The 26,973-nt window shown below is 66.4% G+C and carries 26 protein-coding genes, 1 tRNA gene and 1 pseudogene; 21 read left to right on the top strand and 7 right to left on the bottom strand.

Annotation, left to right across the window (positions count from 1 at the left end):
* Positions 1-29 precede the first annotated feature (29 nt).
* The 18 genes and pseudogenes from IPP91_04770 to radA all read left to right on the top strand — a co-directional run bounded on the left by IPP91_04770 (position 30) and on the right by radA (position 17,348).
* Positions 30-566, top strand: a pseudogene (locus IPP91_04770) (polysaccharide export protein).
* Entirely contained in the window at positions 566-1,192 is a 627-nt protein-coding gene (locus IPP91_04765; protein ID MBL0141376.1) for a hypothetical protein, read from the top strand. Before IPP91_04770 ends, IPP91_04765 begins: the two are co-directional and overlap by 1 nt.
* Positions 1,144-2,826, top strand: a complete 1,683-nt coding sequence (locus IPP91_04760) for a polysaccharide biosynthesis tyrosine autokinase (GenBank protein MBL0141375.1) — start codon at positions 1,144-1,146, stop codon at positions 2,824-2,826. The genes IPP91_04765 and IPP91_04760 overlap by 49 nt, the downstream gene beginning before the upstream one ends.
* A gap of 2 nt (positions 2,827-2,828) precedes the next feature.
* Entirely contained in the window at positions 2,829-3,503 is a 675-nt protein-coding gene (locus tag IPP91_04755; protein MBL0141374.1) for a hypothetical protein, read from the top strand.
* On the top strand, positions 3,500-4,270 hold the full coding sequence (locus IPP91_04750; protein ID MBL0141373.1) for a FecR domain-containing protein: 771 nt from the start codon (positions 3,500-3,502) through the stop codon (positions 4,268-4,270). The genes IPP91_04755 and IPP91_04750 overlap by 4 nt, the downstream gene beginning before the upstream one ends.
* 152 nt (positions 4,271-4,422) lie before the next feature.
* Entirely contained in the window at positions 4,423-5,619 is a 1,197-nt protein-coding gene (locus IPP91_04745; GenBank protein ID MBL0141372.1) for an ATP-binding protein, read from the top strand.
* The gene (locus IPP91_04740; GenBank protein MBL0141371.1) at positions 5,612-7,027 is read left to right on the top strand and encodes an O-antigen ligase family protein; all 1,416 of its coding nucleotides are present in this window, start codon (positions 5,612-5,614) and stop codon (positions 7,025-7,027) included. Before IPP91_04745 ends, IPP91_04740 begins: the two co-directional genes overlap by 8 nt.
* A 148-nt stretch (positions 7,028-7,175) precedes the next feature.
* Complete coding sequence (locus IPP91_04735) at positions 7,176-7,418, top strand: helix-turn-helix transcriptional regulator (protein ID MBL0141370.1); 243 nt, start codon at positions 7,176-7,178, stop codon at positions 7,416-7,418.
* 2 nt (positions 7,419-7,420) lie between these two features.
* A complete protein-coding gene (locus IPP91_04730; protein ID MBL0141369.1) occupies positions 7,421-8,758 on the top strand; it encodes a type II toxin-antitoxin system HipA family toxin in 1,338 nt (445 codons plus the stop codon).
* Positions 8,759-9,008: 250 nt separating this feature from the next.
* Positions 9,009-10,019: an NAD-dependent epimerase gene (locus tag IPP91_04725; protein ID MBL0141368.1), complete on the top strand. Its 1,011-nt coding sequence runs from the start codon at positions 9,009-9,011 to the stop codon at positions 10,017-10,019.
* Positions 10,020-10,099: 80 nt separating this feature from the next.
* Entirely contained in the window at positions 10,100-10,318 is a 219-nt protein-coding gene (locus IPP91_04720; GenBank protein ID MBL0141367.1) for a hypothetical protein, read from the top strand.
* 192 nt (positions 10,319-10,510) lie between these two features.
* Positions 10,511-10,954 carry a 30S ribosomal protein S6 gene (rpsF, locus tag IPP91_04715; GenBank protein MBL0141366.1) on the top strand — a complete coding sequence of 148 codons (444 nt, stop codon included), beginning with the start codon at positions 10,511-10,513 and terminating at the stop codon, positions 10,952-10,954.
* A gap of 12 nt (positions 10,955-10,966) precedes the next feature.
* Positions 10,967-11,263 carry a primosomal replication protein N gene (priB, locus tag IPP91_04710; GenBank protein MBL0141365.1) on the top strand — a complete coding sequence of 99 codons (297 nt, stop codon included), beginning with the start codon at positions 10,967-10,969 and terminating at the stop codon, positions 11,261-11,263.
* A 13-nt stretch (positions 11,264-11,276) separates the two neighbouring features.
* A complete protein-coding gene (locus IPP91_04705; GenBank protein MBL0141364.1) occupies positions 11,277-11,564 on the top strand; it encodes a 30S ribosomal protein S18 in 288 nt (95 codons plus the stop codon).
* A 10-nt stretch (positions 11,565-11,574) separates the two neighbouring features.
* Positions 11,575-12,024 (top strand): 50S ribosomal protein L9, encoded by a 450-nt coding sequence (locus IPP91_04700; GenBank protein ID MBL0141363.1) that lies wholly within the window; start codon positions 11,575-11,577, stop codon positions 12,022-12,024.
* A 236-nt stretch (positions 12,025-12,260) separates the two neighbouring features.
* Positions 12,261-14,879 carry a replicative DNA helicase gene (locus IPP91_04695; protein MBL0141362.1) on the top strand — a complete coding sequence of 873 codons (2,619 nt, stop codon included), beginning with the start codon at positions 12,261-12,263 and terminating at the stop codon, positions 14,877-14,879.
* Between the two features lie 31 nt (positions 14,880-14,910).
* Entirely contained in the window at positions 14,911-15,981 is a 1,071-nt protein-coding gene (alr, locus tag IPP91_04690) for an alanine racemase (GenBank protein ID MBL0141361.1), read from the top strand.
* Positions 15,981-17,348 carry a DNA repair protein RadA gene (gene radA, locus IPP91_04685; protein ID MBL0141360.1) on the top strand — a complete coding sequence of 456 codons (1,368 nt, stop codon included), beginning with the start codon at positions 15,981-15,983 and terminating at the stop codon, positions 17,346-17,348. The genes alr and radA overlap by 1 nt, the downstream gene beginning before the upstream one ends.
* Positions 17,349-17,389: 41 nt before the next feature.
* Here the strand turns inward: radA and IPP91_04680 are convergent, their stop codons facing one another.
* The 7 genes from IPP91_04680 to hpnC all read right to left on the bottom strand — a co-directional run bounded on the left by IPP91_04680 (position 17,390) and on the right by hpnC (position 24,741).
* Entirely contained in the window at positions 17,390-18,760 is a 1,371-nt protein-coding gene (locus tag IPP91_04680; GenBank protein ID MBL0141359.1) for a serine/threonine protein kinase, read from the bottom strand.
* Positions 18,757-19,554: a TssQ family T6SS-associated lipoprotein gene (locus IPP91_04675; GenBank protein MBL0141358.1), complete on the bottom strand. Its 798-nt coding sequence runs from the start codon at positions 19,552-19,554 to the stop codon at positions 18,757-18,759. Before IPP91_04675 ends, IPP91_04680 begins: the two co-directional genes overlap by 4 nt.
* Complete coding sequence (locus IPP91_04670; GenBank protein ID MBL0141357.1) at positions 19,554-20,825, bottom strand: hypothetical protein; 1,272 nt, start codon at positions 20,823-20,825, stop codon at positions 19,554-19,556. Before IPP91_04670 ends, IPP91_04675 begins: the two co-directional genes overlap by 1 nt.
* Positions 20,826-20,949: 124 nt before the next feature.
* Complete coding sequence (locus IPP91_04665; GenBank protein ID MBL0141356.1) at positions 20,950-21,714, bottom strand: SDR family NAD(P)-dependent oxidoreductase; 765 nt, start codon at positions 21,712-21,714, stop codon at positions 20,950-20,952.
* A gap of 71 nt (positions 21,715-21,785) precedes the next feature.
* Complete coding sequence (locus IPP91_04660; GenBank protein ID MBL0141355.1) at positions 21,786-23,087, bottom strand: FAD-dependent oxidoreductase; 1,302 nt, start codon at positions 23,085-23,087, stop codon at positions 21,786-21,788.
* Positions 23,072-23,905 (bottom strand): presqualene diphosphate synthase HpnD, encoded by an 834-nt coding sequence (gene hpnD / locus IPP91_04655; protein ID MBL0141354.1) that lies wholly within the window; start codon positions 23,903-23,905, stop codon positions 23,072-23,074. The genes IPP91_04660 and hpnD overlap by 16 nt, the downstream gene beginning before the upstream one ends.
* The gene (hpnC, locus tag IPP91_04650; GenBank protein ID MBL0141353.1) at positions 23,902-24,741 is read right to left on the bottom strand and encodes a squalene synthase HpnC; all 840 of its coding nucleotides are present in this window, start codon (positions 24,739-24,741) and stop codon (positions 23,902-23,904) included. The genes hpnD and hpnC overlap by 4 nt, the downstream gene beginning before the upstream one ends.
* Positions 24,742-24,844: 103 nt before the next feature.
* Here hpnC and IPP91_04645 point away from each other — a divergent pair.
* From IPP91_04645 to clpP, 3 genes are all read left to right on the top strand, one after another.
* Positions 24,845-24,929: transfer RNA gene (locus tag IPP91_04645), tRNA-Leu, on the top strand.
* Positions 24,930-25,005: 76 nt separating this feature from the next.
* Positions 25,006-26,316: a trigger factor gene (locus tag IPP91_04640; protein ID MBL0141352.1), complete on the top strand. Its 1,311-nt coding sequence runs from the start codon at positions 25,006-25,008 to the stop codon at positions 26,314-26,316.
* Positions 26,317-26,329: 13 nt separating this feature from the next.
* A complete protein-coding gene (gene clpP, locus IPP91_04635; GenBank protein ID MBL0141351.1) occupies positions 26,330-26,956 on the top strand; it encodes an ATP-dependent Clp endopeptidase proteolytic subunit ClpP in 627 nt (208 codons plus the stop codon).
* Positions 26,957-26,973: the final 17 nt, after the last annotated feature.

The raw sequence follows: 26,973 nt of genomic DNA, 5'->3' as shown, positions 1-26,973 counted from the left end.
AGACACCCGCACGAATTTTCATGGCGCCCATGAACCGCTTTTTCTTCGCTGTGCTGTTGCTTGTGTGCGTGGCCGTGCCGGCGCACGCCGCGCAGTCCGAACTCTCCTCCTACAAGCTGGGTGCCGGTGACCTGGTCACCGTCCGCGTGGTGGGGGAGGACGACCTGAATCGCGAGAAGGTTCGCCTGTCGGACGCCGGCACCATCTCCTTTCCGATCCTGGGCGAGATCCGGGTGAAGGGCATGACGGTGGGGGCGCTGGAAGAGACGATCACCAAGGGCCTGAAGGGCCGCTACCTGCTCGACCCCGCAGGTGACGGTGATGCTCGATGAGTACCGCAACTTCTTCGTGAACGGCCACGTGGAGAAGCCCGGCGGATACCCGTTCATGCGCGGCTTGACGGTGAGCAAGGCCATTTCGATTGCCGGCGGCTTCAAGGAGCGGGCGGCGCGAGAAAGCTGAACATCATCCGCGACGACGACCCCCGCAGACCACGCAAGAAGGTGGACCTGAACGCGCCCGTGTACCCCGGTGACATCCTTACCGTCGAGGAAAGCTTCTTCTGATGAACGATCTCACGCTCCAGGAACGCCTGCAGCCCGGTGCGGCGCCCGATGCTGCCCCGCAGGCGGAAACGCTGGACATCGTCGAGTACTGGCGTGCGATCGCCAAGCGGCGCTGGAGCATCCTGGGGCTGACTCTCCTGGTCGCGATCCTGGCCACGCTGGTCGTGTTCGCGATCCGCCCCTCCTATCGCGGTACGGCTGTCCTCCTCATCGAGCAGGGCAAGAACAAGGTCGTCTCCATCGAGGAGGTCTACAACCAGGGCATGATCCAGCGCGAGTATTACCAGACGCAGGTGGAGATCCTGAAGAGCGACGAGCTGGCGCGCAAGACCATCGTCAAGCTCAAGCTCACTTCCCACCCGGATTTCGATCCAAGGCAGGCGGAGCCTGGGTTGAAGGCGAAGTTTCTCGGGCTCTTCATGGACGATGCCACGCCGCTGACCGAGGACGCCATCCTCAAGGGCGTGGTGAAAAGTTCAAGAACGATGTCCAGATTCAACTGGTTCGCAATAGCCAGCTTGCGCAGATCAGCTTCACGGCCCACGATCGCGAGCTTGCCGCCACCGTGCCGAATGCGATGGCGGAACTCTTCATCGAGAGCGACCTTGATTCCCGCATCGCAATGACGCAGAAGGCCACCGAGTGGCTGCGCTCGCGCATGGGAGAACTGCGCGGCAAGGTGGACGCGTCCGAGCGCAACCTTCAGGAATATCGGGACCGCGAGCGCATTGTGGATGCGAAGGGCCTCGCCATGTCCGGGGCCTCCAAGCAGTTGGAGGAGTTGACGCGAAGCCTGGTCGAAGCGCGCGCCAAGCGGGCGGAAGCGGAGGCGGCCAACACGCTTGTGCAGCAGATCAGCTCCGGCAAGTCCAAGTCCAGCTACGAGACGATTCCCGCGGTGCTGCGCCACCCACTGGTGCAGAAGCTGAAGGAACAGGAAGGCGATGCCGAGCGCCGGCTGGGTGAGGCGGCCAAGCGCTACGGCCCCGAGCACCCGGCCATGCTAAGGGCGCGGGCGGAAGTGGAATCGGCCCGCGAGAACACGCGTCGCCAGGTGGAAAGCGTGGTCGCCGGCATCGGGCGCGAATATGAAGTGGCAAAGGTCAACGAATCGGCGGTGGAGCGCGCTTTGAGCCAGAGCAAGGGCGACATCCAGGGGCTCAACCGCAAGGAATTCCAGCTCGGCATCCTGGAGCGCGAGGCGCTGCAGAACCGCAACCTCTACGACATGTTCGTGGGGCGCTTGAAAGAGACGAGCACGGCGGGGGACTTGCAGTCCACCATCGCTCGCGTGGTCGATCCGGCAACCGTTCCCAGTGAGGCCTACGCCCCGAAGAAGGGGCAGATCGTGGGTATCGCTACGGCGGTGGCGCTGGTGCTGGCGGCCATGCTTGCACTCCTGCTGGACCGGCTCAACAACACGCTCAACTCGACGACGGGCGTGGAGCAACGCCTGGGCGTGCCGGCGCTTGGGGTGCTGCAACTCATCAAGGGCATTGGAGGGAAGGCCAAGAAGAAGGGCTTCATTTCCGAACTCGCCTTCTTCAACGATTCCCAGTCCGCGTTTTCCGAGGCGATCCGCACCATTCGAACCAGCGTCCTCATGTCCGCGCTGGATGAACAGCACAAGATGGTGGTGGTCACATCTTCCGTGCCGGAGGAAGGCAAGACGACCGTCTCCTACAACCTGGCCTGCGCACTGGGTCAGGTGAAGAAGGTGCTGCTGATCGATGCGGACATGCGCCGGCCCAAGATCGCCAAGCTGATCGGGCGCGATCCCAAGGCGCCGGGCCTGGCGGATCTGGTGGCGGGGCAGGCGCAGATCGGCCAGTGCGTGTTCAACCACGAGAAGGCCGGCATTTTCGTGTTGCCGGCGGGCACGGTGCCGCCGAATCCGCTGGAGCTTCTTTCTTCCAAGCGGTTCGAGGACGTGGTGACGAAGCTGCGGGAGGCGTTCGACATCGTGATCTTCGATTCCGCCCCGTTGCAGCTGGTCTCCGACTCGCTGGTGCTCTCCAGCTACGCCTCGGCCGTGATCTACGTGGTGAAGGCCGATTCCACCCCGTACCAGGTGGCGCAGAACGGGTTGAAGCGGCTGCGGCGGGTGGATGCGCCCATCCTTGGCGTGGTGCTCAATCAACTCGACCTCGAGCGGGCCGAGCGCTACTACGGCGAGTACAGCGGCTATCGCAGCTACAAGGGCTACAAGAAGTACGGCTACAAGGGCTACGGCAAGACCTACGGGCAGCACGGCGACTGACGATGGACCTGCCTTCGCGCGTGTTGGCGGCGGTTCCGGCGATTGCGACGCTCGCGGCACTTTCCGTCTTCGCGGCTCGCTGGGGCGCTGCGGATTCCCTGTCCCACGATGCCACGCGGGAGATCAATACCTGGACCGCGACCGGTGTCACGCCGGGGATCGATACCTGGATGTGGGTGAGGGCGGATCTTCAGAAGGCTGAGCGCTGGGCTCCGGCGGACCCGCAGCCGGCGGAGCTGCTGGGGGTATTGCACCTTCAACGCGCAGGGCGGGCGGAATTCTCGGAACTGGCTCTCGAGTACCTGCGCCGGTCATTGGAATTGCGGCCATCGTCCCCCTACACCTGGGCCAACGTGGCAGAGGCTCGCTACCGCCTCGGAATGACAGCGGCGCCATTCGAGTCAATACTGGTGACAACGCAACGCTTGGGGCCCTCGGAACCGGAAACTCAGAGGTTGCTGGCCGAACTGGGCCTTGCCCTGTGGGACGAGCTGGCGCCGGAAACCCGAGAGGCGGTAAAGACGGCGATCGACGCGGGAATGCGCCGTAACCCGTTGGAAATATTGCAGATTTCTGAAAGACGCGGTAGATTGGCGATAGCTTGCGCCCATGCCTCTGGCGATAAGCGCCTGCAAGGGTCAAAATGGATCGAAATTTGTACAAGGGAGGCAACATGAAACGCGCACTGGTTTGGATCCTCGGGTTGATGGCGACTCTCGCCACGACTCTTGCGTTTGCGAATGCGACGGCATACAGCGTATCGGGCACCGTGTCCGTATCGACGGGGACTGCAGCTTCGCGGGTGGTGCGCCAAGGCGATACCCTGCGCGCCGGTGATACGGTTTCCACGGGGCCGAGTTCTTCGGCCGTGCTCAAGTTCGAGGACGGTCAGATCGCAGCGCTGGGCGCCAACTCGCGCATGTTGATCCAGACGTTCGAGTACAACGCGCAGGCCAAGTCCGGCAACATCGTGCTGAACCTCCTTTCCGGCGGCATGCGGGCGATCACGGGCCTCATCGGGAAGTCCAATCCGACCAAGGTCACGTACCGGGCGGGCAACTACACCATCGGCATTCGCGGCACGGACGTGAACATCGCCTCCAACGCGGGCAATGTGGTGGTGACGGTGAACGATGGTTCCATCACCTTCACGGTTGGCGGCCAGACCTACACGGTGACGGCGGGCAACGGCGCGTTCATGAGCGGTACCACGGTGAATACGGATACCATCGCCGCGATCGTGAATTACGTCCAGGCCAACCAGCCGGCCCTCAATACGTTGCTGCAGGGTGTGTCGTCCGTGCCGATCTCCGTCCCGGTTCCGGGCGCTCCGGGGTCTGAAGGTCAGACGACCAGCGGAACGATCACGACGACCCCCTCCGGGCCGGGCGGGGGTACGGGTGGTGGTGGCGGCGGTCCGAACCCGCCGGTTTCCGGTCGCTGAGCGGTTGCAGGCAGTTCACTTCGGGAAGCCCGCTTAGGCGGGCTTCCTTGTTTCTGCGGCCTTGCTTTCGCGGTGCCTGGCACCATACCCCCGAAGTTATGCATATTGAAAGTTGAATTGACAATATGCATACGTCGGACTATCGTCGCCCGATGCTTTCCCGCACGGCCGCGCCCACCCTCGAGCGCCTGAAGGACTACTACCCGGTTGTCGCGGTCACGGGGCCGCGGCAGGCGGGCAAGACAACGCTCGCGCGGGCCGTCTTCCCGCACAAGCCCTATGCCAACCTGGAGGAACCGGATACCCGGGAGTTCGCCGTGGCCGATCCGCGGGGATTCCTCGCGCGCTTTCCCGGTGGGGCGGTGCTCGACGAGGTCCAACGGGCCCCGGAGCTGCTTTCGTACCTCCAGGCGCGCGTGGACGAGGACAGGAAGGCGGGGCACTGGATCCTCACCGGTTCGCAGCAACTGGGCCTCATCGGGGGCATATCGCAATCGCTGGCCGGGCGCGTGGGATACCTGCACCTGCTCCCCTTCTCGCAGGAGGAGCTCTCACGCCTGCGCAAGCCCTCGTCCCTCGAGGCGATGCTCTGGACGGGCGGCTATCCCCCCATTCACGACCGGGGCGTGCCTGCCTCCGTGTGGTTGCGCGACTATGTCCAGACGTACGTGGAGCGCGATGTCCGGCAACTGATCAACGTGCGCGACCTGGGGGTCTTCCAGCGCTTCGTCCGGATGTGCGCCATGCGGACGGGGCAGACGCTGAATCTTTCGGCGCTCGCGGCCGATTGCGGCGTTTCCCACGTCACGGCGCGCGGATGGCTCACGGTGCTGGAAGCGAGCTATCTCGCCTTCACGCTGCCGAGCTGGCATCGCAACCTGGGCAAGCGCCTGGTCAAGGCGCCGAAGCTGCACTTCTACGACACCGGGCTGGCCGCGTGGCTCGCAGGCGTGGATGGTCCCGCGACGCTGGGGCTCTCGGCGCTGCGCGGGCCGCTGTTCGAGAGCTGGGTGGTCTCGGAGGTGATGAAGCACCGCTTCAACCATCTGCACGATGCGGCCTGCCACTTCTTCCGGGACAGCAACGGCAACGAAGTCGACCTCGTGGTGGAGTTCGGCGGGCAGACCTTTGCAGTGGAGGTCAAGTCGGGCGCGACGCTCGCGGGCGACTGGTTTCGCGGGCTGCACCGCTTTGCCGAGGCGGCGGGCAACATCCGGCCGGTCCTCATCTATGGCGGAGACGAGACGTTCGAGCGCGAAGGCGTCTCGGTCTTCGGCTGGCGATCGATGCCGGATTGGCTGCGACGCCTGGCGCCGGGGCCAGGCACCGGTGCCAGGCACCATGGGTAATCGGCGCCGGGAGTTCAATCCGGAAAAGGCCCTCTACTGGGCGCTGCTGGCGTTGCTGGTGTGGCTGCCCGTGCCGCTGGGGAGCAACCGGGGGTGGGCGTGGGCGGTGATGGAGGTCTCGGCGTTCGCGCTGCTGGCGTGGTGGCTGGTGCTGTGGGCCACCGACAAGATCACCATCGAGGATCCCCTGCGCAAGGCCTGGCCCGTGTTCGCGCTGCTGGGGCTGTACGGGCTGGTCGTGGCGGTGGATTCGGTGCCGATGCCGCGGGAGTGGGTCGAGGTGCTGTCCCCGGCATCGGCGCGGACCTGGGCGGTGACGGACATCCTGGGCATCAAGCGCGACTGGATCACCCTGTCCATCGAGCCGCACATCTCCCGGGTGGCGCTCATGAAGTCGCTCGCCTACGGGGCGATCTTCTTCCTCTTCCTCGCGGTGGTGAACAACCGGCAGCGGGTGATGACGGCGGCGCGGGTGCTGGTGTTCGCGGCGGTGCTGCATGCCATTTACGCGGTGCTCATGCACCTTTCCGGCGTTTCGGACGAGCACTACGGCACGCTCATCATGCACGGGGAGTCGGCGAGCGGGTTCTATGCCAACCGCAACCACTTCGCGGGGATGCTGGAGATGACGCTCGCGATCGGCATCGGGCTCCTCATCGCGGGGCTTTCGGACCGGGTGGCGGGAACGTGGAAGGCTTTCTTCCGGCATCTGATCGAGTGGATACTTTCACCCAAGATGCTGTTGAGGCTTTCGCTGTGCATCCTGGTGATCGCGCTCACGACGACGCATTCGCGGATGGGGAATACGGCGTTCTTCTCTGCCCTGCTGATCGCGGGCGTGATCGGGATTGCCTTGTCGCGCCATGCCACGCGGAACACGGTGATCCTGCTGGTGAGCCTGGTGGTGCTGGACCTCACCATCGTGGGGAGCTGGTTCGGGGTGGAGAAGCTCGCGAAGCGCCTCGAGGCCACCACGATGCAGGACGTGCAGGAGCGCGAAGACCCGGCGGCCTACACGGTGCCGATGATCAAGGACTTTCCGCTGTTCGGCACCGGGCCGGGGACCTTCTACGTCGCCTTCCTCAAGTACAAGCCCGAGAAGGTGGTGGGGTTCTACGACTACACGCACAACGACTACGCCCAGATCGCCTCCGAGACGGGGTTGGTGGGGCTGGGGTTGCTGGGGGGGGTGGTGTTGCTCACGCTCGTTGTTGCGCTGCGCGCGCAGTGGATCCGGCGCGATCCGCTGATGCGAGGCATGTCCTTCGCCTGCATCATGGGGGTGACTTCGCTGCTGATCCATTCCTGGGTCGACTTCAACCTGCAGATCCCCGCCAACGCGGCCTACTTCATGGTGCTGCTCGCCTTCGGCTGGATCTCGCTCTTCCTCGATCGGCGGGTTGCGTAACTTTGCCCTCGTGCAGAGCCGGCCCGATTGCCTTCTGGCTGAGCGAGCCCTGGCCGAGATCTGCGATTAAAATAATCGATATTGCCGATAATTGACATTTATCGATTAGGTCGATATTGTTGTTTTATCGATAACGCCGATAAAGATCATGAGCTCGCCAATTTCGACCCCAACCCAAGCTGCGCTGGCCATCGCCGCGCGACGCAAGACGCTCAAGCTCTCGCAGCGTGATGTAGCCTCGCGCCTGGGCATCAGCCAGGCCCGCCTGTCGGAGCTGGAGTCCGACCCCTCGCGAATCACCCTCGAGCGGCTGATCTCGCTGGCGGGCATCCTGGGGCTCGAACTCGTGCTGCAGAACAGGCCAACCTCGGCCGCGCACACGGAGTGGTGAGCATGGGTCGCCGCTCGCGCGAGCGCGTGCTCAATGCGTGGATCAATGGACAGCTCACGGGCCGGTGGCGAATTCCGGCGCGCGGGGATTCCGAATTCCAGTACGACCCCGGTTGGATTGCCGCCAGCGAGGGCCGCCCCCTTTCGCTTTCCCTGCCCTTCACGCCGGACAACCAACCGCTGCGTGGGAGGATCGTCGAGTTCTACTTCGACAACCTGCTCCCGGACAGCGAAGAGATTCGTCGGCGCCTGCAATCGCGCTTCGGTACACCGAGCCGGAATGCATTCGACCTGTTGGCGCAGATCGGACGAGACTGCGTGGGCGCCGTGCAGCTGCTGGCGGAGGGAGAGGAGCCCGGACCCGTTCGCGATATCCAGGTAGAGCCGCTCGACGAAGCCCGAATCGAGCGCCTGCTCGAGCGCGCGGTCACCTCGCCGGTCGGTGCAAGGGGCGACGATGATGACTTGCGCATTTCGATCGCCGGCGCCCAGGAGAAGACCGCCCTTACCTGGCACCGGGGGACTTGGTGCCTTCCAAAAGGAGCCACGCCCACCACCCACATCTTCAAGCTTCCCTTGGGCCTCGTTGGACACCGGCAGGCTGACATGCGCACCTCCGTCGAAAACGAGTGGCTTTGCGCCCGGATCCTTCACGCTTATGGTGTTGCGATCGCGCCTTGTGAAATCAGGCATTTCGGCAACCAGAAGGTCCTTGTCGTCGAGCGCTTTGACCGAAAGCTCGCCAGGTCCGGCGAGTACTGGCTGCGCCTTCCGCAGGAGGACTTGTGCCAGGCAACCGGAACACCAGGGAGCGCAAAGTACGAAGCCGATGGCGGGCCCGGACTCTCAGCCATATCGCGGATCCTGCATAGCTCGCTTGACCGCGACGAGGACCTCGCGACCCTCATGCGTGCCCAGTTGCTCTTCTGGATGCTCGCGGCCACGGACGGGCACGCCAAGAACTTCAGCCTGCACTTGCTTCCGCAGGCACGCTATCGAATGACGCCTCTCTACGACGTGCTCTCCGCATGGCCGGTGACGGGAGAAGGGGCGAACCAGTTGGACTACCGCAAGCTCAAGCTGGCGATGGCCGTGCGTGGCAAGAACGTCCACTATCACCTGGCCGAGATCCATCGCCGGCACTTCAACGAGACGGCACGCTCGTGCGGCCTTGGCGTGGACATGGAGTGGGTGATCGACGACATTGTCGGCCGTACGCCGGCTGTCCTCGCGAAGGTGGGCTCGAATCTCCCTTTGGGCTTCCCGGAGGACTTGTTCACGGCAATCGAAAAGGGGCTATCGCGATCGGCAGCCCAACTCGACCGTGATCGGAAGCTGTAACAATGGGGTCAGGTTCGCGAACCTGACCCCATTGTTACATTGTTACGATGTGGGTCTCTCCGTTCCCGACCTCGTTGCGGGGTGCTTCGGTACCCGCACATGGATGATGTCGTTGGCGCGCAGCGCTGGTCGCGTCACATCCGAGGCAAAGGCTGCGGCGGCGCGGGAGAACGGAAAGAAGGGTGGCCGGCCGCGTAGACCGGTTTCGTTGACCGGCTCGGCGGAACCGGTCAACGGGTAGAATCGCGCCATGCGAATTCTCGTTACCGGCGCGGCCGGGTTCATCGGCTCCACGCTGTCGAACCGGCTCCTCGCCCGCGGTGACCACGTCACCGGCGTCGACAACCTCAATGACTACTACGATGTCTCGCTGAAGGAGGCGCGGCTGGCACGGCTCCAGGCGCAGGCAGGGTTCAGTTTCCGGCTGCAGGACATCGCCGACCGCGAGGGCATGGCCGTGCTCTTCGCGAACGAGCGTTTCGACTGCGTGGTGAACCTCGCGGCGCAGGCGGGTGTGCGGTACTCGCTGGTGAATCCGCATGCCTACATCGATGCGAACGTCACGGGGTTCCTCAACATCCTCGAGGGCGTGCGCCACCATGGCGGGCACCTCGTGTTCGCATCGTCGAGTTCGGTGTACGGGGGCAATACACGGCTGCCGTTCAGCGAGAAGGATTCGGTGGATCACCCGGTTTCGCTCTACGCGGCCACCAAGCGGGCCAACGAGCTCATGGCGCATTCGTACGCGCATCTCTTCGGGGTGCGGGCGACGGGGCTCAGGTTCTTCACCGTCTACGGCCCGTGGGGGCGGCCCGACATGGCGCTTTTCCTCTTCACGAAGGGGATCCTGGCGGGGGAGCCGATCCCCGTCTTCAACGAGGGGAGGATGGTGCGCGACTTCACCTACATCGACGATATCGTCGAGGGCGTGGTGCGGGTGATCGACAATCCGGCGGCCTCGGATCCGTCGTGGGACAGCAACGCGCCATCGGCGGCCACCAGCCAGGCGCCGTGGCGGATCTTCAACATCGGCAACAACCAGCGGGTGGAGCTGATGAACTACATCCAGGCGATCGAGAAGACGCTGGGGCGCAAGGCCCGGATCGACCTGCTGCCGATGCAGGCGGGGGATGTGACGGCGACGGAGGCGGATACTTCGCTCCTTTCCGCGGCGGTGGGATTCAAGCCCTCGACGCCGGTGGAGGAGGGGGTTCGGCGGTTCGTGGAGTGGTACTGCGAGTACTACAAGGTATCGAAATAGAGCTCCCGTCGCCATCCGGGATAGCGAACGGAACTCTCCCTTCTCCCTCGGGAAGTGGGGAGAAATTTTTGGAGTGATCCATGAATGTCAAGAAGGGGCAGGTCTCGCTGGCGTTCCGGCTGTGGGTGCTGGCGACCGTCTTCGTGTGGCACTTCATCGACGACTGGGAGATCGCGGCCTGGTGCCTCCTGGGCGCCGGCCTGGCCCTCTGGTGGCGCAGCCTGCCCGACGATCCCCCCGAGCCGCCCCCCCGGCTCCCCTACCAGCACCTCTACGAGCGTCGCCGCGACGGCAAGTGACCTTGTAACAATGGGGTCAGGTTCGCGAACCTGACCCCATTGTGACAGTGGAACGGTTGCCTTTGTTTTTCTTGGGTTTTTCGCCTATAATCTTGGGCTCCCTGAAGCGGAAACACGGCTGAGGGGAGCGACTACCGACCCCTTGCCCCACCGCATGCGCATGCCGGGGGGCTTAACCCATAAGGAGAATCCATGCGCCATTACGAGATTGTTTTCATCGTGCATCCCGATCAGAGCGAGCAGGTGCCCGCGATGATCGAGCGTTACCGCGCCACGATTACCGCCGGCAACGGCAAGGTGCACCGCATCGAGGATTGGGGCCGGCGCCAGCTGGCTTACCCGATCCAGAAGATATTCAAGGCGCACTACGTGCTGATGAATATCGAAGTGGGCAACGAGACCCTCGCCGAGCTGGAGCACGCGTTCAAGTTCAACGACGCCGTGCTCCGCCACCTGACTGTCGCGATGCGCGAAGCCGTCTCCGGTCCTTCTCCGATGATGAAGGAAGAGAAGAGCCGCAACGTGACCGACTCCGACAAGAAGGAAGAGCGCAAGGAAGAGCCCGCCAAGGCCCCCGAACTGGCACAGGCACCGGCCGCACCCGCTGCGCCTGCGCCCGAACAGGCACCGGCCTAGGGCAACTGCGGGGTGAAGCGAAACCAGTTCCTTCTCGACGCCGAAATCCTGGATGTGGGTCCGCTCAGGCGGACGCCGGCCGGGATCGAAAGCGTGGCCTTGCGGCTCAAGCACCTGTCCGACCAGGACGAAGCCGGTGCCACGAGGGCGGCTGAACTGACGATCGATGCTTCCGTGTTCGGCGAACTGGCTCCGCAGGTCGGGGCGCTCGCCAAGGGGCAGAAGGTCGCCGTGAAGGGTTTCCTCACCAAGCGCAGCCATTCCAGCGACATTCCGGTACTCATCATCAACGAATTCAGATCGATCTAGACGAGGTTATCCCATGCCCAGACCCGGACCCCGCGGACGCGGAAAAGACAAGAAGGACGGCAAGCGCCCCCAGCGTGGTGGTGGACTGTTCCGCCGCCGCAAGTTCTGCCGCTTCACTGCCGAGAAGATCAAGGAAGTCGACTACAAGGACATCGCGATCCTGAAGGACTTCATCAACGAGAACGGCAAGATCATCCCGGCGCGCATCACCGGGACGAAGGCCCGTTACCAGCGCCAGCTCGGTGTGGCGATCAAGCGCGCGCGGTTCCTGGCGCTCTTGCACTACACCGATCTGCACTGAGGGGGCCGCCATGCAAATCATCCTGATGGAGAAGGTGGTCAACCTCGGCGCTTTGGGCGACGTGGTGAAGGTGAAGGACGGGTACGCCCGCAACTTCCTTATCCCGCACGGCAAGGCCAAGCGCGCCACCGAGGCGAACCTCAAGGAGTTCGAGGGACGCCGTTCCGAGCTGGAGAAGAAAGCGGCCGACCTGCTGACCGCCGCCCAGGACCGCGCCGCGAAGCTCGAGGGCCAGCTGGTCCAGATCACGCGCAAGGCGGGGGTGGACGGCCGGCTGTTCGGTTCCGTCAACAACTCCGATATCGCCGAGGCGCTCGTCGCCCAGGGGATGCCCGTGGTCAAGGGCGAGATCCGCATGCCCCAGGGGGCGCTCAAGCATGTGGGCGAATTCCCCCTGAGCGCGCAGTTTCACTCGGATGTTGTCGCGCAATTCAACGTCCAGGTGCTGGGCGAGCAGTAATCCCTCCGGGGGCTTCGGCCCCCTGGTCGAATCGGGCCGCCTTCGGGCGGCCCGTTCATTTTGTAACAATGGGGTCAGGTTCGCGAACCTGACCCCATTGTTACAACGCCAGAGTTACCCACACCTTTTGCACAGGGTTGTGCGTTGAGTGCGGGCTGATTAAAGTGACACAATCGCCCATGGCTTCCCTACCCACGCAGGACCGCTTTCCGCCCTCCGGTCGCTCCAGCGGCGACATGCAGGTGGAGTCGCTGAAACTGCCTCCCCACTCGGTGGAGGCGGAGCAAAGCGTGCTCGGCGGGCTGCTCCTGTCGAACCAGTCGTGGGACCGCATCGGCGACGCGCTGGGCGAGGGCGACTTCTACCGTGCCGACCACCGCATCCTCTGGCGCGCGATCGTCCGCCTGATCGAGGACAACAAGCCGGCCGATGTCCTCACCGTCGCCGAATCCCTCAAGATCAACGGCGAGCTCGAAGGCGTGGGCGGGCTGCTCTACCTCCAGGCCCTGACCAGCGCCACCCCCTCGGCCGCCAACATCCGCCGCTATGCGGAAATCGTCCGCGAGCGCGCCATCATGAGGAAGCTCGCCGAGGTGGGCACGGCCATCGCCGAGAGCGCCTTCTCGCCCCAGGGGCGAGAGGCGAAGCAGCTCCTCGACGAAGCCGAGACGCGCATCCTGGAGATCGGCGAATCGGGCGGGCGCACGCAGCAGGGCCTGAAGAAGATGTCGGCGCTCCTGGGCGCGGTGATGGAGCGCATCGACGAGCTCTACAAGAATCCGGCGTCTGTCACGGGCCTGGCGACCGGGTTCGTGGATCTCGACGAGATCACCTCGGGGCTGCATCCGGGGGAACTGATCATCGTGGCTGGACGGCCCAGCATGGGCAAGACCTCGATGGCTCTCAACATCGCCGAACACGTCGGCCTCGAACTGAAACTCCCGGTTCTCGTTTTCTCGATGGAAATGGGCGGCTCGCAGCTGGGCCTGCGCATGCTGGGCTCCGTGGGCCGCGTGGATGCGCAGCGCCTCCGCACCGGCCGCCTCGACACGGGCGACTGGGATCGCCTGGGCGGCGCGCTCGGGAAGCTGAACGAAGCGCCCATCATGATCGACGAGACGGCGGCGTTGAATCCGCTGGAGCTTCGCTCGCGCGCTCGCCGCATGTGGCGCGAGTACGGCGCGCAGCTCGGCCTCATCGTGATCGACTACCTGCAGCTCATGAGCGCCGCGGGTTCCGGCGTCGAGAACCGCGCCACCGAGATCAGCGAGATCTCGCGCTCGCTCAAGGCGATGGCGAAGGAACTCCAGGTACCGGTCATCGCGCTCTCGCAGCTGAACCGCGGGCTGGAGCAGCGCCCGAACAAGCGGCCGGTGATGTCGGATCTTCGCGAATGCGTCACGGGCGAAACGCTCGTCACGCTGTGCGACGGCCGCCGCATGCCGGTGCGCGACCTCGTGGGAACGACGCCGGAAGTCTGGGCCGTCGACGAGGCGGGCAAGGTGATTGCCGCGCGCTCCGATGCAGTCTGGCACGTGGGCCGCAAGCCGGTGTTCAAGGTGCAACTGGCCAGCGGCCGGTCGATCCGCGCGACGGCCGAGCATCTGCTGCTTTCCGGCGCAGGGTGGACGAAGCTGGGGGAATTGAAGACCGGCGATCGCCTGGCTCTGGCGCGGCGCATTCCGGAGCCCGGGACCTGCGTCGAATGGAGCGAGGACGAGGTCGCGCTCCTTGGGCATCTCGTGGGCGACGGCAGCTATCTGGTCCACCAACCGCTTCGCTATACGACGGCGAGCGAAGGCAACAGCGAGGCCGTGGCGAACGCGGCTCGCGCGCTGGGAAGCGCCGTCACCCGCCACGCAGGGCGCGGCGCCTGGCATCAGCTGGTGATCGCCGGCAACGGCAATCGCTGGCATCCGGCCGGTGTAGGCAAGTGGCTCAAGGGTCTCGGTATCCATGGCCAGCGTTCCCACGAGAAGCGCTTGCCTGCCGACGTCTTCCGCTTTTCAAATGAGCGAGTCGGCCTGCTTCTCCGCCATCTGTGGGCCACGGACGGTTGCATCTCGCTACGCAAGCCTGGCGCCAAGGGAGACCCGCGCGTTTATTTCTCCACGTCGAGCGAAGGGCTTGCCCGCGACGTGATGGCCCTTCTGCTCCGACTGGGCATCGTGGCGCGGCTGCACGCCGTCCACCAGGGCCAATACCGGCCGGTCTTCACGGTTGATGTCTCGGGAAGCGAGCAGCAGCGCGCATTCCTGGAGCGCGTGGGCGCTTTCGGGCCGCGCGTCGCACCGGCCGAGGCGCTGGCCTCGCACCTCGAACGCATCGAGGGCAACACCAATGTCGACACCGTTCCCATCGAAGCCTTCGCCGAAGTGAAGGCGGCCATGGTCGCCAACGGCGTGAGCCAACGTGCCATGGCGGTGCTGCGCGGAACGTCCTACGGCGGGAATTCGCACTTCAAGTTCGCGCCTTCGCGCGCGGTGATCGGCGAATATGCCCAACTGCTAGGCGACGAGAAGCTGACTCGCTGGGCGGAGAGCGACCTCTTCTGGGACACCATTGTCGCCATCACTCCGGAAGGCGAGGAGGACGTCTACGACCTCACCGTTCCCGGCCCCACCTGCTGGCTCGCAGACGGCATCGTCACCCACAATTCGGGCGCGATCGAACAGGATGCAGACTTGATCATCTTCATCTACCGCGACGAGGTCTACAACGAGGATTCGCCCGACAAGGGCATCGCGGAGATCATCATCGGCAAGCAGCGAAACGGCCCCATCGGCACCGTGAAGCTCACCTTCCTCGGCCGCCACACGCGCTTCGAGAACTACGCCGGGCCCACGGGCTACTAGGCCCCGCGCCGCCCGGGAACCGACGGCCGCCATGTCCCGCCCCATCCGCGCCGACATTTCCCTTGCCGCGTTCGGCCGCAACTACGCGGTTGCGCGCGAGCATGCGCCCAAGTCGCGCGTGCTGGCGGTGGTGAAGGCCAACGGCTACGGGCACGGGATCGCGAGGGTGGCGAAGGCGCTGCCCGGCGTCGACGGCTTCGCGACGCTGGAACTCGATGGCGCCGTGCGGCTACGCGAGTCGGGATTCGCGCGCGAGATCCTCCTCCTGGAGGGCTACTTCGAGTCGGCCGAACTCACGGCCATCGCTGCCTCGCGCCTCGCAACGACGGTGCACTGCGAGGACCAGTTGCGCATCCTGGAAAAGGCCCGGCTTCCCGCGCCCATTGACCTGTACCTCAAGATCAACACCGGCATGAACCGGCTGGGGTTCGCGCCGGGCGAGGCGAAGAACGTGCTGCTGCGCCTGCAGGCCACGGGGGCGGCGAAGTCGATCACGCTCATGACCCACTTCGCCACCGCCGACGGTCCCGAGGGCGTGCACGAGGCGATGAACCGCTTCGAGACGTCCACCCACGGCATCGATCTGCCCAGGAGCCTGGCAAACTCCGCGGCCATCCTCACGCACCCGCGCACGCACGCGGACACGGTGCGGGAAGGAATCGCGCTCTACGGGGCGTCGCCTTTCACGGATCGCAGCGCGCAGGGCTTCGGCCTCGTGCCGGCCATGACGCTGCGCTCGCAGCTCATCGCGGTGCAGGACGTGGGGCCCGGCGACCCTGTGGGCTACGGCGCCACGTTCTACGCGCCGCATGCGATGCGAATCGGCGTGGTGGCTTGTGGCTATGCGGATGGTTATCCCCGCCACGCGCCCAACGGCACGCCGGTGCTGGTGGAAGGCGTGCGCGTGCCCACGGCCGGGCGGGTGTCCATGGACATGATCACGGTCGATCTCACGGCGGTGCCAGGCGCCCGGGCGGGATCGGATGTCGTGCTGTGGGGCGAGGGCCTGCCCATCGACGAGGTGGCGCATGCGGCCGGCACCGTCGGCTACGAGCTCATGTGCGCGCTGGCGCCGCGCGTGCCGGTGCTCGAGGTGGCCTGATGGCGAAGGCCAGGTCGGTCTACACCTGCACGGAATGCGGCGGCCAGGCGCCCAAGTGGCAGGGACAGTGCCCGCACTGCGAGGCCTGGAACACGCTGGTCGAGACCGCGGTGGAGGCGGGAAAGGTCGCGGGCGCCAATCGCTTCGCGAGCCTGGGCGGCTCGGGCGAAGTGGTGTCGCTGGGCGAGATCGACGCGAAAGACTTTCCACGCATGCCCACGCTCATCGGCGAATTCGACCGCGTGCTGGGCGGCGGGATGGTCGAGGGCGGCGTGGTGCTCATCGGCGGCGACCCGGGCATCGGGAAATCGACGCTGCTGTTGCAGGCCGCGGCCAGGCTCTCGGAGCAGGCGACGGTGCTGTACGTGACCGGGGAGGAATCGGCCCAGCAGGTGGCGCTGCGGGCGCGGCGGCTGGAGGTGAACGCTTCCAAGATCCGTCTGCTGCCCGAGATCGAGCTGGAGAAGGTCCAGGCGACGATCGCGAAGTTGAAGCCGGGCGTGGCGGTGATCGACTCGATCCAGACGCTGTACTCGTCGGCGCTCACCTCCGCGCCGGGATCGGTGGCGCAGGTTCGCGAATGTGCGGCGCAGTTGACGCGCGTGGCCAAGCAGTCGGGCACGGCGATCGTCTTCGTGGGCCATGTCACCAAGGAGGGCGCGCTGGCGGGCCCTCGCGTGCTCGAGCACATGGTGGACACGGTGCTCTACTTCGAGGGCGACACGCACACCAGCTTTCGCCTCATCCGCGCGTTCAAGAACCGCTTCGGCGCGGTGAACGAGATGGGCGTCTTCGCGATGACGGAGAAGGGGCTGCGCGAGGTGACGAACCCTTCCGCGCTGTTCCTGTCGCACCACAAGGCGGACGTGCCGGGTTCCTGCGTCATGGTCACGCAGGAAGGCACGCGGCCTCTGCTGGTGGAGCTGCAGGCGCTCGTGGACGAGTCGCACGGGGCGCAGCCGCGGCGGCTGACGGTGGGGCTGGAGCAGAACCGGCTCGCGATGCTGCTGGCGGTGCTGCACCGGCATTCGGGCATCGCGCTCTTCGACCAGGACGTGTTCGTGAACGCGGTGGGGGGCGTGCGGATCGTCGAGCCGGGGGCGGACCTGGCGGTGACGCTCGCCATCGTCTCAAGCCTTCGCAACCGCGCGCTGCCGGCCAAGCATGTGGTCTTTGGTGAAGTTGGGCTCGCCGGGGAGGTGCGGCCCGTCCAGCGCGGGCAGGAACGTCTTCGCGAGGCGGCCAAGCTCGGTTTCACGCACGCCATCATCCCGTCCGCCAACAAGCCGCGGCACAGAATCGACGGCATCGAGGTCATCGCCGTCGATCGCCTCTCCGAAGCCGTCGACTTCGCCGGCCGCTTGTAACAATGGGGTCAGGTTCGCGAACCTGACCCCATTGATACAAGCTATTTGACGAGGAGGGTGACGAGGAGGCCGATGGCGGCGATCGAGAGGGCGATGATCGCTGCGACCGCCAGCATGCTCGAGTTGCTGTTCTCGGGGAAGTCGGGCGCGGGCTTCGCCGAGGCAGACGCAGGGGTCACGTAGCGCGGGATGGTGCGTGTCTTCGACACTTCGGGCGCGGAAGCGGCGGCCGGGGGCGGGACGGCGGCAGGCGGCGGGACCGGGGCCGGTGGCGGGACGATCGGGGCGAGCGGGCTGCCCGGCTCGATCTTGCCGCGGTAGGCGCGCATCTTCTGGGTGGCCGTGATGTATTCCTCGAACTCCTCGGTCTGGTTGGTCATCGACGCCAGGCGCAGCGTCGCATCGAAGGAGTCGAATGTCTTGTCGATCACCAGCGGCTTCGTGGATTCGTCCTCGCGAAGCGCGTCCTTGTCGAGCTTGCCGTTCACGGGAAGCGGGGTCGTCGCGGAGTCCTGCTGGGCCGATTCGCTCGGCGGGCGCGAGGGCGGGGGGGCGGAGCGCGCCTTCAGCGCCACCGACGGACGCGCCGCATCGAGCTGGCGCTGCACCTCGCGCATGTCCTGCGCGAATTCCTTCACCGTCTGGTAGCGGTCGTCAACCGCCTTGGCCATCGCCTTGGCGACGATGAGATCGAGCATCGCCGGAACATGGCGGTTGTGCGAGGAGGGCGGCGGCGGGGCGGTGTTCACCGTCGCGTACATGATGGCGTTCACGTTGTCGCCGTCGAACGGCGCCTGGCCGGTGAGCGCCTCGTAGAGCACCACGCCCAGCGAGAAGATGTCGGTGCGCGTATCGAGCGCCTTGCCGATCACCTGCTCGGGGGACATGTACCGGGGCGAGCCCAGGATCAGGCCCGTCATGGTCTTCACCGCCGAGTTGGGCAGCCGCGCGATGCCGAAGTCGGTGATCTTCGCGATCCCGCCCTTGAGCACCATGATGTTGGAGGGCTTCACGTCGCGGTGCACGATGTCCTGCTGGTGCGCGAACCACAGCCCGTCCGCCACCTGCGCGATGATGTCCACCACCTGCTCGGTGGGCATGGGCTTGCCCCCGGCGATGATGTCCTTGAGTTCCTGCCCCTCCAGGAACTCCATCGCCATGTAGGCCACATGCTCCGTCTTGCCCACGTCGTAGATGGTGACGATGTTCGGGTGGTTCAGGCGCCCGGCCGCCTTGATCTCCTGCTGGAAGCGCGCCTCGTACTCCTCGAGCTCCTGCTTGGAGAGGTTCAGGTTGATCGTCTTGATCGCGACCGTTCGGTCGATGATCGGGTCCACGGCCTTGTACACCGTGCCCATGGCGCCCTGCCCGATCTCGGAAACGATCTTGTAGCGGCCGAGAACCGGGGTCATGGGGCTTTCTTCGCGGCCTTGTCAGCCTGCGCCTTCTTCGCCTGCGCCTTCGCGCCGGCAAAGGTCCTCGTCCACGACGGATGTCCCGCCTCGGCGGGGGTGAGGTCGAAATCCGGATCGATGTCGAAGATCTTGATGAATTGCGCGCGGCAGACCGGGTAGTGGTTCAGCAGGCACTGGCAGAACGCGCCGTACTTGAGCGCGCGCACCTGGTCCTTCTTGTCCCTGAGCCCTTCCTTCATCGACGCGTCCAGGAGCTTGATCGCCTCGGGGAATTCGCCAGCCTCGTACTTCATCAGCCCATCGGCCAGCATCTGCTCGGCCTTCGGCAGCGCCTCGACGGGTTTGCCCTGCGACGCCTCGCGCTCGGCGATGAGGGTCGCGCGCGTCGTGCGGTACACGGGGCCCCAGATGGGGTGGCCGTCCTCGGCGGGCGTGAGGGCGAAATTCGAGTCGATCTCGAAGGCCCGGCGGAACTCGGCGGCGCACAGGGCCTCGCGCGAGGTCACGCAGTAGATGAAGGCGAGGTGCTTGCGGGCGAGCGCCTGATCGGCCTTGCCGAGCAGGCCATGGTCCAGGGAGGACTGCAGGCTCTTCTGCGCGCCCTCGTAGTCGCCTGTCTCGTAGAGCTTGAGTCCGGTGGCGAGCTCGTCGCGGGCACGCGCGCGAAGTGTGTCCTCGGTGATCTGGGGCGACACCGGCTTCGGTGCTTCCGGGGGCATCGGCGCGCACGCGGCGATCACGGCTGCGATGGCAATCGCGCAGGCGAGGCGGAGGGCGGGAATCGGGCGCATTACTGGAAGCGGTGCCGGATGGTGATTTCATCGCGCGCCTTCACTTCGATGTTCTCGACGTGGGCCGCAAAGGTGGTGTTTCGGATCTCGATCTTGTACTTGCCGGGCGCGAGCTTGAGCGATTTCATCGGCGGGCTCACGCCGCGCGAGCTGCCGTTCACGTAGATCTCGCCCCACGGCTGGATCGCGAACACGACGGTGGCCGGAGGCACGGTGGGTGCGGCCGGTACGGCGGACGCGCCCTTGGCGGCGTCGGGCTTTCCCGGTTCCGCCTTCGCGTGCACCTGCGGGCCTGCGGCCTTGGTTGCATCGGCCTTGGCTGCGCCGGGCTTTGTCGCATCGGACTTCGCCGGCTCGCCCGGCGCGGGTGCGGTCCCGGCAGCCGGGACGCCGGTCGCGGGAGCGGCTTTGGGCGCTTCGGCCACGGGCACGGGCACGGGCGCTGCCGCGGGCGCGGTGACGGGTGCCACGACCGCCACGGGGGCAGGCGGCTCGCCCTTCTTCGTGGCCACCAGGAAGCCGAGCAACGCCACCACGCCGGCGAGCACGCTCGCCACGATCGTGAGCTTCTTCTTGTCCTGCACGAAGCCGGGGATGGTGAGCGTGACCGTGGACGACCCGGGTGGCGAGGCCGCGGAGGCCGTGCGCTTCACGTTGGTGCTCGTGGTGGCGGTGCGGTCGCGCATGCTCTCGCGAGCCTTGGTCATCGCGCCTTCGTTGTGGCCGACCACGTAGATCTCGTGCTCGCGCACGTGCTTGTCGGTGCGCGATCCCTCGTAGGTGAAGAGCTTGGCGTACTCGCTCGCGAGGTTGGACACCACGTCGTAGTACGAGCGCGACACGACGATCTGGCCGGGGCGCGCGAAGCTCATGATGCGCTGCGCGACGTTGATGCCGTCGCCGATGATGTTGGGGTGGCCGTTGATGTCCTTCACCAGCTTCACGGGCCCGAGGTTGATGCCCATGCGCACCGCGTCGTCGCCGGATGCCTCGACCTGGGTGGCGGTCTGGTTGTCGCGCACCATGGCCTCGCGAAGCGAAAGCGTGGTGAAAAGCGCGTCCTCGGGGTCGCCCAGGAAGGAGAGCGCGGCGCCGTCGCCCGTGTCGAGGATGATCCGGTCGTTGACCGGAATGTCCTTGATGGCTTCCGACAGGTTGTTCGTGAGGCTCGACTTCAGGCGAATCTGTTCGCTCACCGGCTTCTTGGAGTAGCCGACAAGATCGATGAACACGACGCTGCAGATGAACGTCCGGTTGGCCTGATCGAGCATCGTGCGACCTTGGAACGGCTGTAGAGCCGCCCCCCTGGTATTAATCTCTTTAAAAAAAGGGACTTACCGAACGAAGTTCGGGCAAGACCTAGTTTAGCCGATTCCCGCGCCGGTTGCCTGTGCTTTAGATCACGATTGTAACGGGCGCGCTGCCGAAGGACTTTCCCTCCGGCCCCAGCAATCGCAAGTAGGCATTCGCGGCCGCCTCGGGGGTCGGGAGCGCCGCGCGATTCTCGCCGGGATGGCTCTGCGCGCGCTGCGGCGAGCCGATCGGCCCGGGCACCACCACATGGAAGCGGGGCTTGCCGGCCTGCTCGCATTCGTCGGCCCAGATGGCGGCCAGCGTCCCCAGCCCCGATTTGGAAACGGCGAAGGCGCCCCAGTAGGCGGCCGGCTGGAAGGCGTGGGTCTCGGCGGTGAAGATGACGGCGCCATCGGCAGAGTGCGCGAGCATCGGCAGGCAGGCGCGCGTGAGGGCGAAAGGCGCGGCGAGGTTCACGCGCAGGTGGGTCATCCATTGCTCCAGCGGCTGATCGCGAAGCGGCGCGAGCGGCGTGAAATGCACCGCGCAATGCACCAGCGCATCGAGCTGCCCCAGGTCGCGGCGCAGCATCCCGGCCAGCATCTCGAACTCATGATCGCCCGCCGTGGCGAGGTCGAGCGGGATGGCCGCAGGCTCACTGCCGCCGGCGGCGACGATGGCATCGTAGGTCCCGGTGAGCGCCTTGGGTTGGCGGCCCAGGAGAGCGACCGTGGCGCCCTGCGCGGCGCAGGCAAGCGCCACGGCGCGGCCCAGGCCGCGGCCGGCGCCGGTGACGAGCACGACGCGGTCGCGAAGCAGGTCGGTGCCCGCCGGAGCGGCGGCGGAAAGGGTTCGGGAATCGGTCATTTCAGGTCCATTTTATCGAGTCGCCTGCCGCGGTGTCAGGCACGTTGTCAGTCGCGTTGTCAGTCACGTTGTCAGGCGCCGAGGAGGAGGCGGGCCGCCCGGGTGCCGCTTTGCACGGCCGCTTCCAGCGTCGCGGGATAGGGGCCCTCGGTGTAGTCGCCCGCCAGCACCAGGCCGGCAGCGCCGGATTGCGCCGGCGGCCTGAATGCACCCGGCACGCAGGCGAAGGTGGCGCGCTTCTCCGTGATCACCTTGGTCCACTGCGGCGCGTCGATCGTGCCGCCCAGGCGCTCGATCTCGCGATGCACGGCGGTGGCGAGCACGTCGTGGTCCAGCGCCGCCTCGGCGCGGGAGGCGGAGATCACCGCGGCGACCAGCCCCCGGGGGCCGCCCAGCGCCTCGCGATCGAAGATCCACTGCGCATGGCCGCCATCGACGCCCGTCATCGGGCAGGGCAAGGTCACGCGCGATTCGTACTGGAGATAGACGGTGGTGATGGGCTCGTGCGCGATGGCCGAGATCTGCGCCGCGAGCGGCGCGAGTTCCGGCACTGTCCGCAGGAGGGCGCCCGCCTCCCCGGGAGCGGTCGCGCACACCACGGCGTCGAAGGTGCGCGCGCCCTCCGGCAGGGCGACGAGCCATTGCGCGGCATGGCGTGAAAGCCCGAGGGCGCGCCGCCCCAGGATGATCTCGGCGCCGCGCTCGCCCAGCCAGGCGATGGCGGGGTCGGGCAGGAGGGCAGACAGGTCGAACGCGGGCAGGACGAGTTCGGAATCGGCCCGCGTGCGCGTGAGCGCATCGCGCAGCACGCGAGCGAACACGCGCGCATCGGCGCGGTCCGCGGGTGTATTGAGCGCGGCCACGCACAGGGGTTCCCACAGCAGCCGCCGCAGCCGTGCCGGCTGCGCCAGCCGAGCGAGGAACGCGGCCACCGTCTCGCCTTCGTTCGCCGCCGCCTCCGCGCGACGGATGGCGAAGGAAAACGCGAACGAGGCGGAACGCTCCGTGAAAGTGAGGCCGCGCGCGAAGGCGAGCGCGAAGGCCAGGTGCAACGGCGCCGGCAGGTTGGGCGCCGCGAGTTCGAGGATGCCCGGATAGCGCAGCGCCAGGGGCACGCGCCTGGTCGCGTTCCCGGGCACCCCCACCGCGCGCATGAGGGCGAGCGTGTCGCGGTAGGCGCCCAGCAGGATGTGCTGCCCGTTGTCCAGCACGGCTCCGCGGTATTCGATGCGGCGCGCGCGTCCGCCGGCGGTGCGGTTGGCATCGATGAGGGTGACCGTCGCGCCGCCGCGGGCGAGTTCGACCGCCGCCGCGATCCCCGCGTAGCCCGCGCCGATGACGGCGACGCGCCGCGCGATCAACGGCGGATCCATGTCCGCCAGGCAATCCAGAGCTTGCGGATCGGCGTAAGCGACACGCGCCCTTCGAGAACGGGAAAGCCGTCGCGGCGGATCTCGGCCAGGAGCGTTCGGTAGATGGCGGCCATGATGAGGCCGGCGCGCTGGTTGCCGCGGTCCTCGGGATCGAGCTTCGCGAAGGCCTCCTCGTAGAGCGACTCGGCGCGCGCGGCCTGTTCGCCCATCATCGCCCGGAACGCTTCCCCGCCCTTGCGGGCGAGGATGTCCCCGGCCGAGAGGCCGTGTCGCGCGAGCTCGTCGGCGGGCAGGTACACGCGCCCGCGCCGGGCATCCTCGCCCACGTCGCGGATGATGTTGGTGAGCTGGAAGGCGAGTCCCAGCGTCTCGGCGTACTCGAGCGTGCGCGCGTGGCGGTAGCCGAAGATGGAGGCGGAGAGCTGACCCACCACGCCCGCCACGCGATGGCAATACAGGCGCAGCGATTCGTAGTCGGCGTAGCGATGGCGCGTGAGATCCATCTCCATGCCGTCGATGATCTCGTTCAGGCGCGCGCTGTCGAGGCCCATGGGGGCCACGAAGGGGGCCAGCGCGCGCGTCACCGGATGCGTGGGCGAGCCGGCCATGAGGTTCGCCACTTCCGTGCGCCACCAGGCGAGCTTCACGCGCGCGACGCCCACGTCGCTCGCCTCGTCGGCCACGTCGTCCACCTCGCGGCAGAAGGCGTAGAAGGCCGTGATGGCGCGGCGCTTCTCCGCGGCAAGGAAGAGGAAGCTGTAGTAGAAGCTCGAGCCGCTGGCCGCGGCCTTCTGCTGGCAGTATTCGTCGGGGGTCATGGGCCGGCCGTCCGCACCGGGACGGGCCTCCAGAAGGCGGCCTTCCAGAGGATGCGCGCCCAATCGCCGCGCTTCAACACCGGGCGGTGCCGGAAGACGTCGCCGTGCGCCGCGTCGATGAGGTCGAGGATGCGCAGCCCGCCCGCGCAGATGGCCCGGATCTCCAGGCCCATACGCCCCGGCAGGCGCGTGCCCAGGGGGGAGCCGGCGCGCATCATGGCCCGCGCCCGCTGGCTCTGGAACCGCACCAGGTCCTGCCAGCCGCCGTCGGTCCGACCCCGGGCGATGGCCGCTTCCGTCACGCCGAAATGCGCGAGATCCTCCTGCGGCAGGTAGACGCGCCCCTTGCCCCAGTCCACGGCGATGTCCTGCCAGTGGTTGATGAGCTGCAGGCTCGAGCAGATGGCGTCGGAATCGCGCAGGTTCGCGGGGTCGTCCTTGCGAAAGAGCGTGAGCAGGAGCCTTCCGACGGGATCGGCCGAGCGGCGGCAGTAGTCCATCAGCTCGTCGAACGTGGCATAGCGCTTCTTCACCACGTCCTGGCGGAAAGCGTCGAGGAGGTCGTGGAAGAGGGCGAGCGGCAGGTCGTGGGCCACGATCGCGTCGTGCAGGCGGGAGAACACGGGGTCGTCCGGTCGCTCGCGGCGCGCGATGCGGTCGAGCCCGCGGGCGTAGCCGTCGAGGAGCGCCAGGCGCTCGCTGTCGGGGCGTTCGCCCTCGTCGGCAAAATCGTCGGCGTTTCGCGCAAAGGCGTAGATGGCCTCGACCGGGGGCCGCAGGGCGGGCGGAAGGAGCCAGGACGCGACAGGGAAGTTTTCGTAGTGCTCGACCGGCAAGGCAGTGGGAAACGCTTGAATTTTCGGAATTATATCGGCTGGCCGCCGGGTCATGCGGCCGATCGGGGAGGGGGTCCTCTTCGGGTATAATTCCCGCTTTACCGCGAAAGTGGCGGAATTGGTAGACGCACCGGATTTAGGTTCCGGCGCCGAAAGGCATGGGGGTTCGAGTCCCTTCTTTCGCACCAAGTTCGATAGGCCGATACCCTGACGGCCTTGCCTCGCGGAAAAGCCATTCCGGGGGAATTTCACAGGACTATCCACATGCAGCAGGCAGTCGAAACGAAGCCCAGCCCGCTCGAGCGGCAACTGAAGGTGGCGGTACCGGTCGCGCAGCTCGAGGCCGATATCGCCGAACGCATCAAGAAGCTCGCGCGCACCGTGAAGATGCAGGGCTTCCGCCCCGGCAAGGTGCCCATCAGGATGGTGGAGCGCCATTACGGCTTTCAGGTGCGGCAGGAAGCGCTGTCGGAGACCGTGCAGCGCCAGTTCGTCGAGGCCGTGCGCATCCAGAACTATCGCGTGGCGGGGATGCCGCGCTTCGAGCCCGTCGAGGGCGGGACGGATGCGACCGCGTTCGAATTCCAGGCGGTGTTCGAGGTCTATCCCGAGATCACGATGGGCGACCTGGCCTCGCGCAAGGTGGCGCGCCCGCTGACGGACGTGACGGACAAGGACGTGGACGCGACCCTCGAGACGCTGCGCAAGCAGCGTGCGAAGTTCGAGAACGTGTCGCGCGGCGCCGTCAACGGCGACCTCGTGAACATCGACTTCGACGGCACGATCGACGGCCTGCCCTTCGATGGAGGCTCCGGGAAGAACTTCACCGTGGTGCTGGGCGAAGGCCGCATGCTCCCGGACTTCGAGGCGGCGCTGGCGGGCTTGAGCGCCGGCCAGGACAAGATGTTCCCGATCGCCTTTCCCGAGGACTACGTCGAGCATTTGAAGGGCAAGACCGCGCAGTTCACCGTGAAGGTGAACCACGTGGCCGAGCCGAACCTTCCGGACGTGGATGCGGAGTTCGCGAAGACGCTCGGCGTGACTGACGGCGACGTCGCCCGCATGCGCACGGAGATCCGCCAGAACATCGACCGCGAAGTGAAGAAGCGCGTCCAGGCCCGGGTGAAGGAGCAGGTGATGGACGGCCTGGTCGCATCAGCCACGTTCGAGGTGCCGCGCACGCTGCTCGACATGGAAGTGTCGCGCATGCGCCAAGCCGCCATGGCCGACCTCAAGGAGCGCGGCATGACCACGGAGACGCTCGAGCTGCCGGTCGAGCTCTTCACGGAGCGCGCCACGCGCCGCGTGACGCTGGGGCTGCTGGTGGCCGACATCGTCCGCCGGAACGAGCTCGCCGCCCGCGCGGACCAGGTCCGCAAGGTGATCGAGGAGCACGCCGACAGCTTCGAGCAGCCCGCCGAGATGGTGCGCTGGTTCTACGGCCAGCCCGAGCGGATGGCCGAAGTCGAGGCCGTCGTGATGGAGGACAACGTCGTAGAATGGTCACTCGCCCGCATGACGGTCGAAGACCAGCCCACGGCGTTCGACGACCTGATGGGCACGAAGAAGAAGTAAGCGAGGAGACGCGATGCGAGACGAGTATCAGGGGCCGGAAGGGCTGGGCCTCATTCCGATGGTGATCGAGCAGTCGGGGCGCGGCGAGCGCGCCTACGACATCTATTCGCGCCTGCTCAAGGAGCGTGTGATCTTTCTCGTGGGCCCGATCAACGACTCGATGGCCAACCTGATCGTGGCGCAGCTGCTCTTCCTGGAGAGCGAGAACCCCGACAAGGACATCAACTTCTACATCAACTCGCCGGGCGGCAGCGTCTCGGCGGGGCTGGCGATCTACGACACGATGCAGTTCATCAAGCCCGCGGTCTCGACCCTGTGCACGGGGATAGCGGCCAGCATGGGCGCCTTCCTCCTGGCCGCCGGCGCGAAGGGCAAGCGCTTTATCCTGCCCAACTCGCGCGTCATGATCCACCAGCCCTCGGGCGGGTTCTCCGGCCAGGCCTCCGACATCGAGATCCACGCGAAGGAGGTGCTGTACCTCAAGCGCCGGCTGAACGAGATGATGGCCGCGCACACCGGGCAGACGATCGAGGTGATCGACCGCGACACCGACCGCGACAATTTCATGGGCGCGGAAGAAGCGGTAAAGTACGGCCTGGTGGACACGATTCTCACGACCCGCGCGCAGGTCGCGGCCTAAACGTTCCGGCGAGGAAG

This window comes from Betaproteobacteria bacterium (assembly GCA_016720855.1).
Lineage (GTDB): Bacteria > Pseudomonadota > Gammaproteobacteria > Burkholderiales > Usitatibacteraceae > FEB-7.
This window is presented reverse-complemented; position numbering and strand designations above follow the sequence as displayed.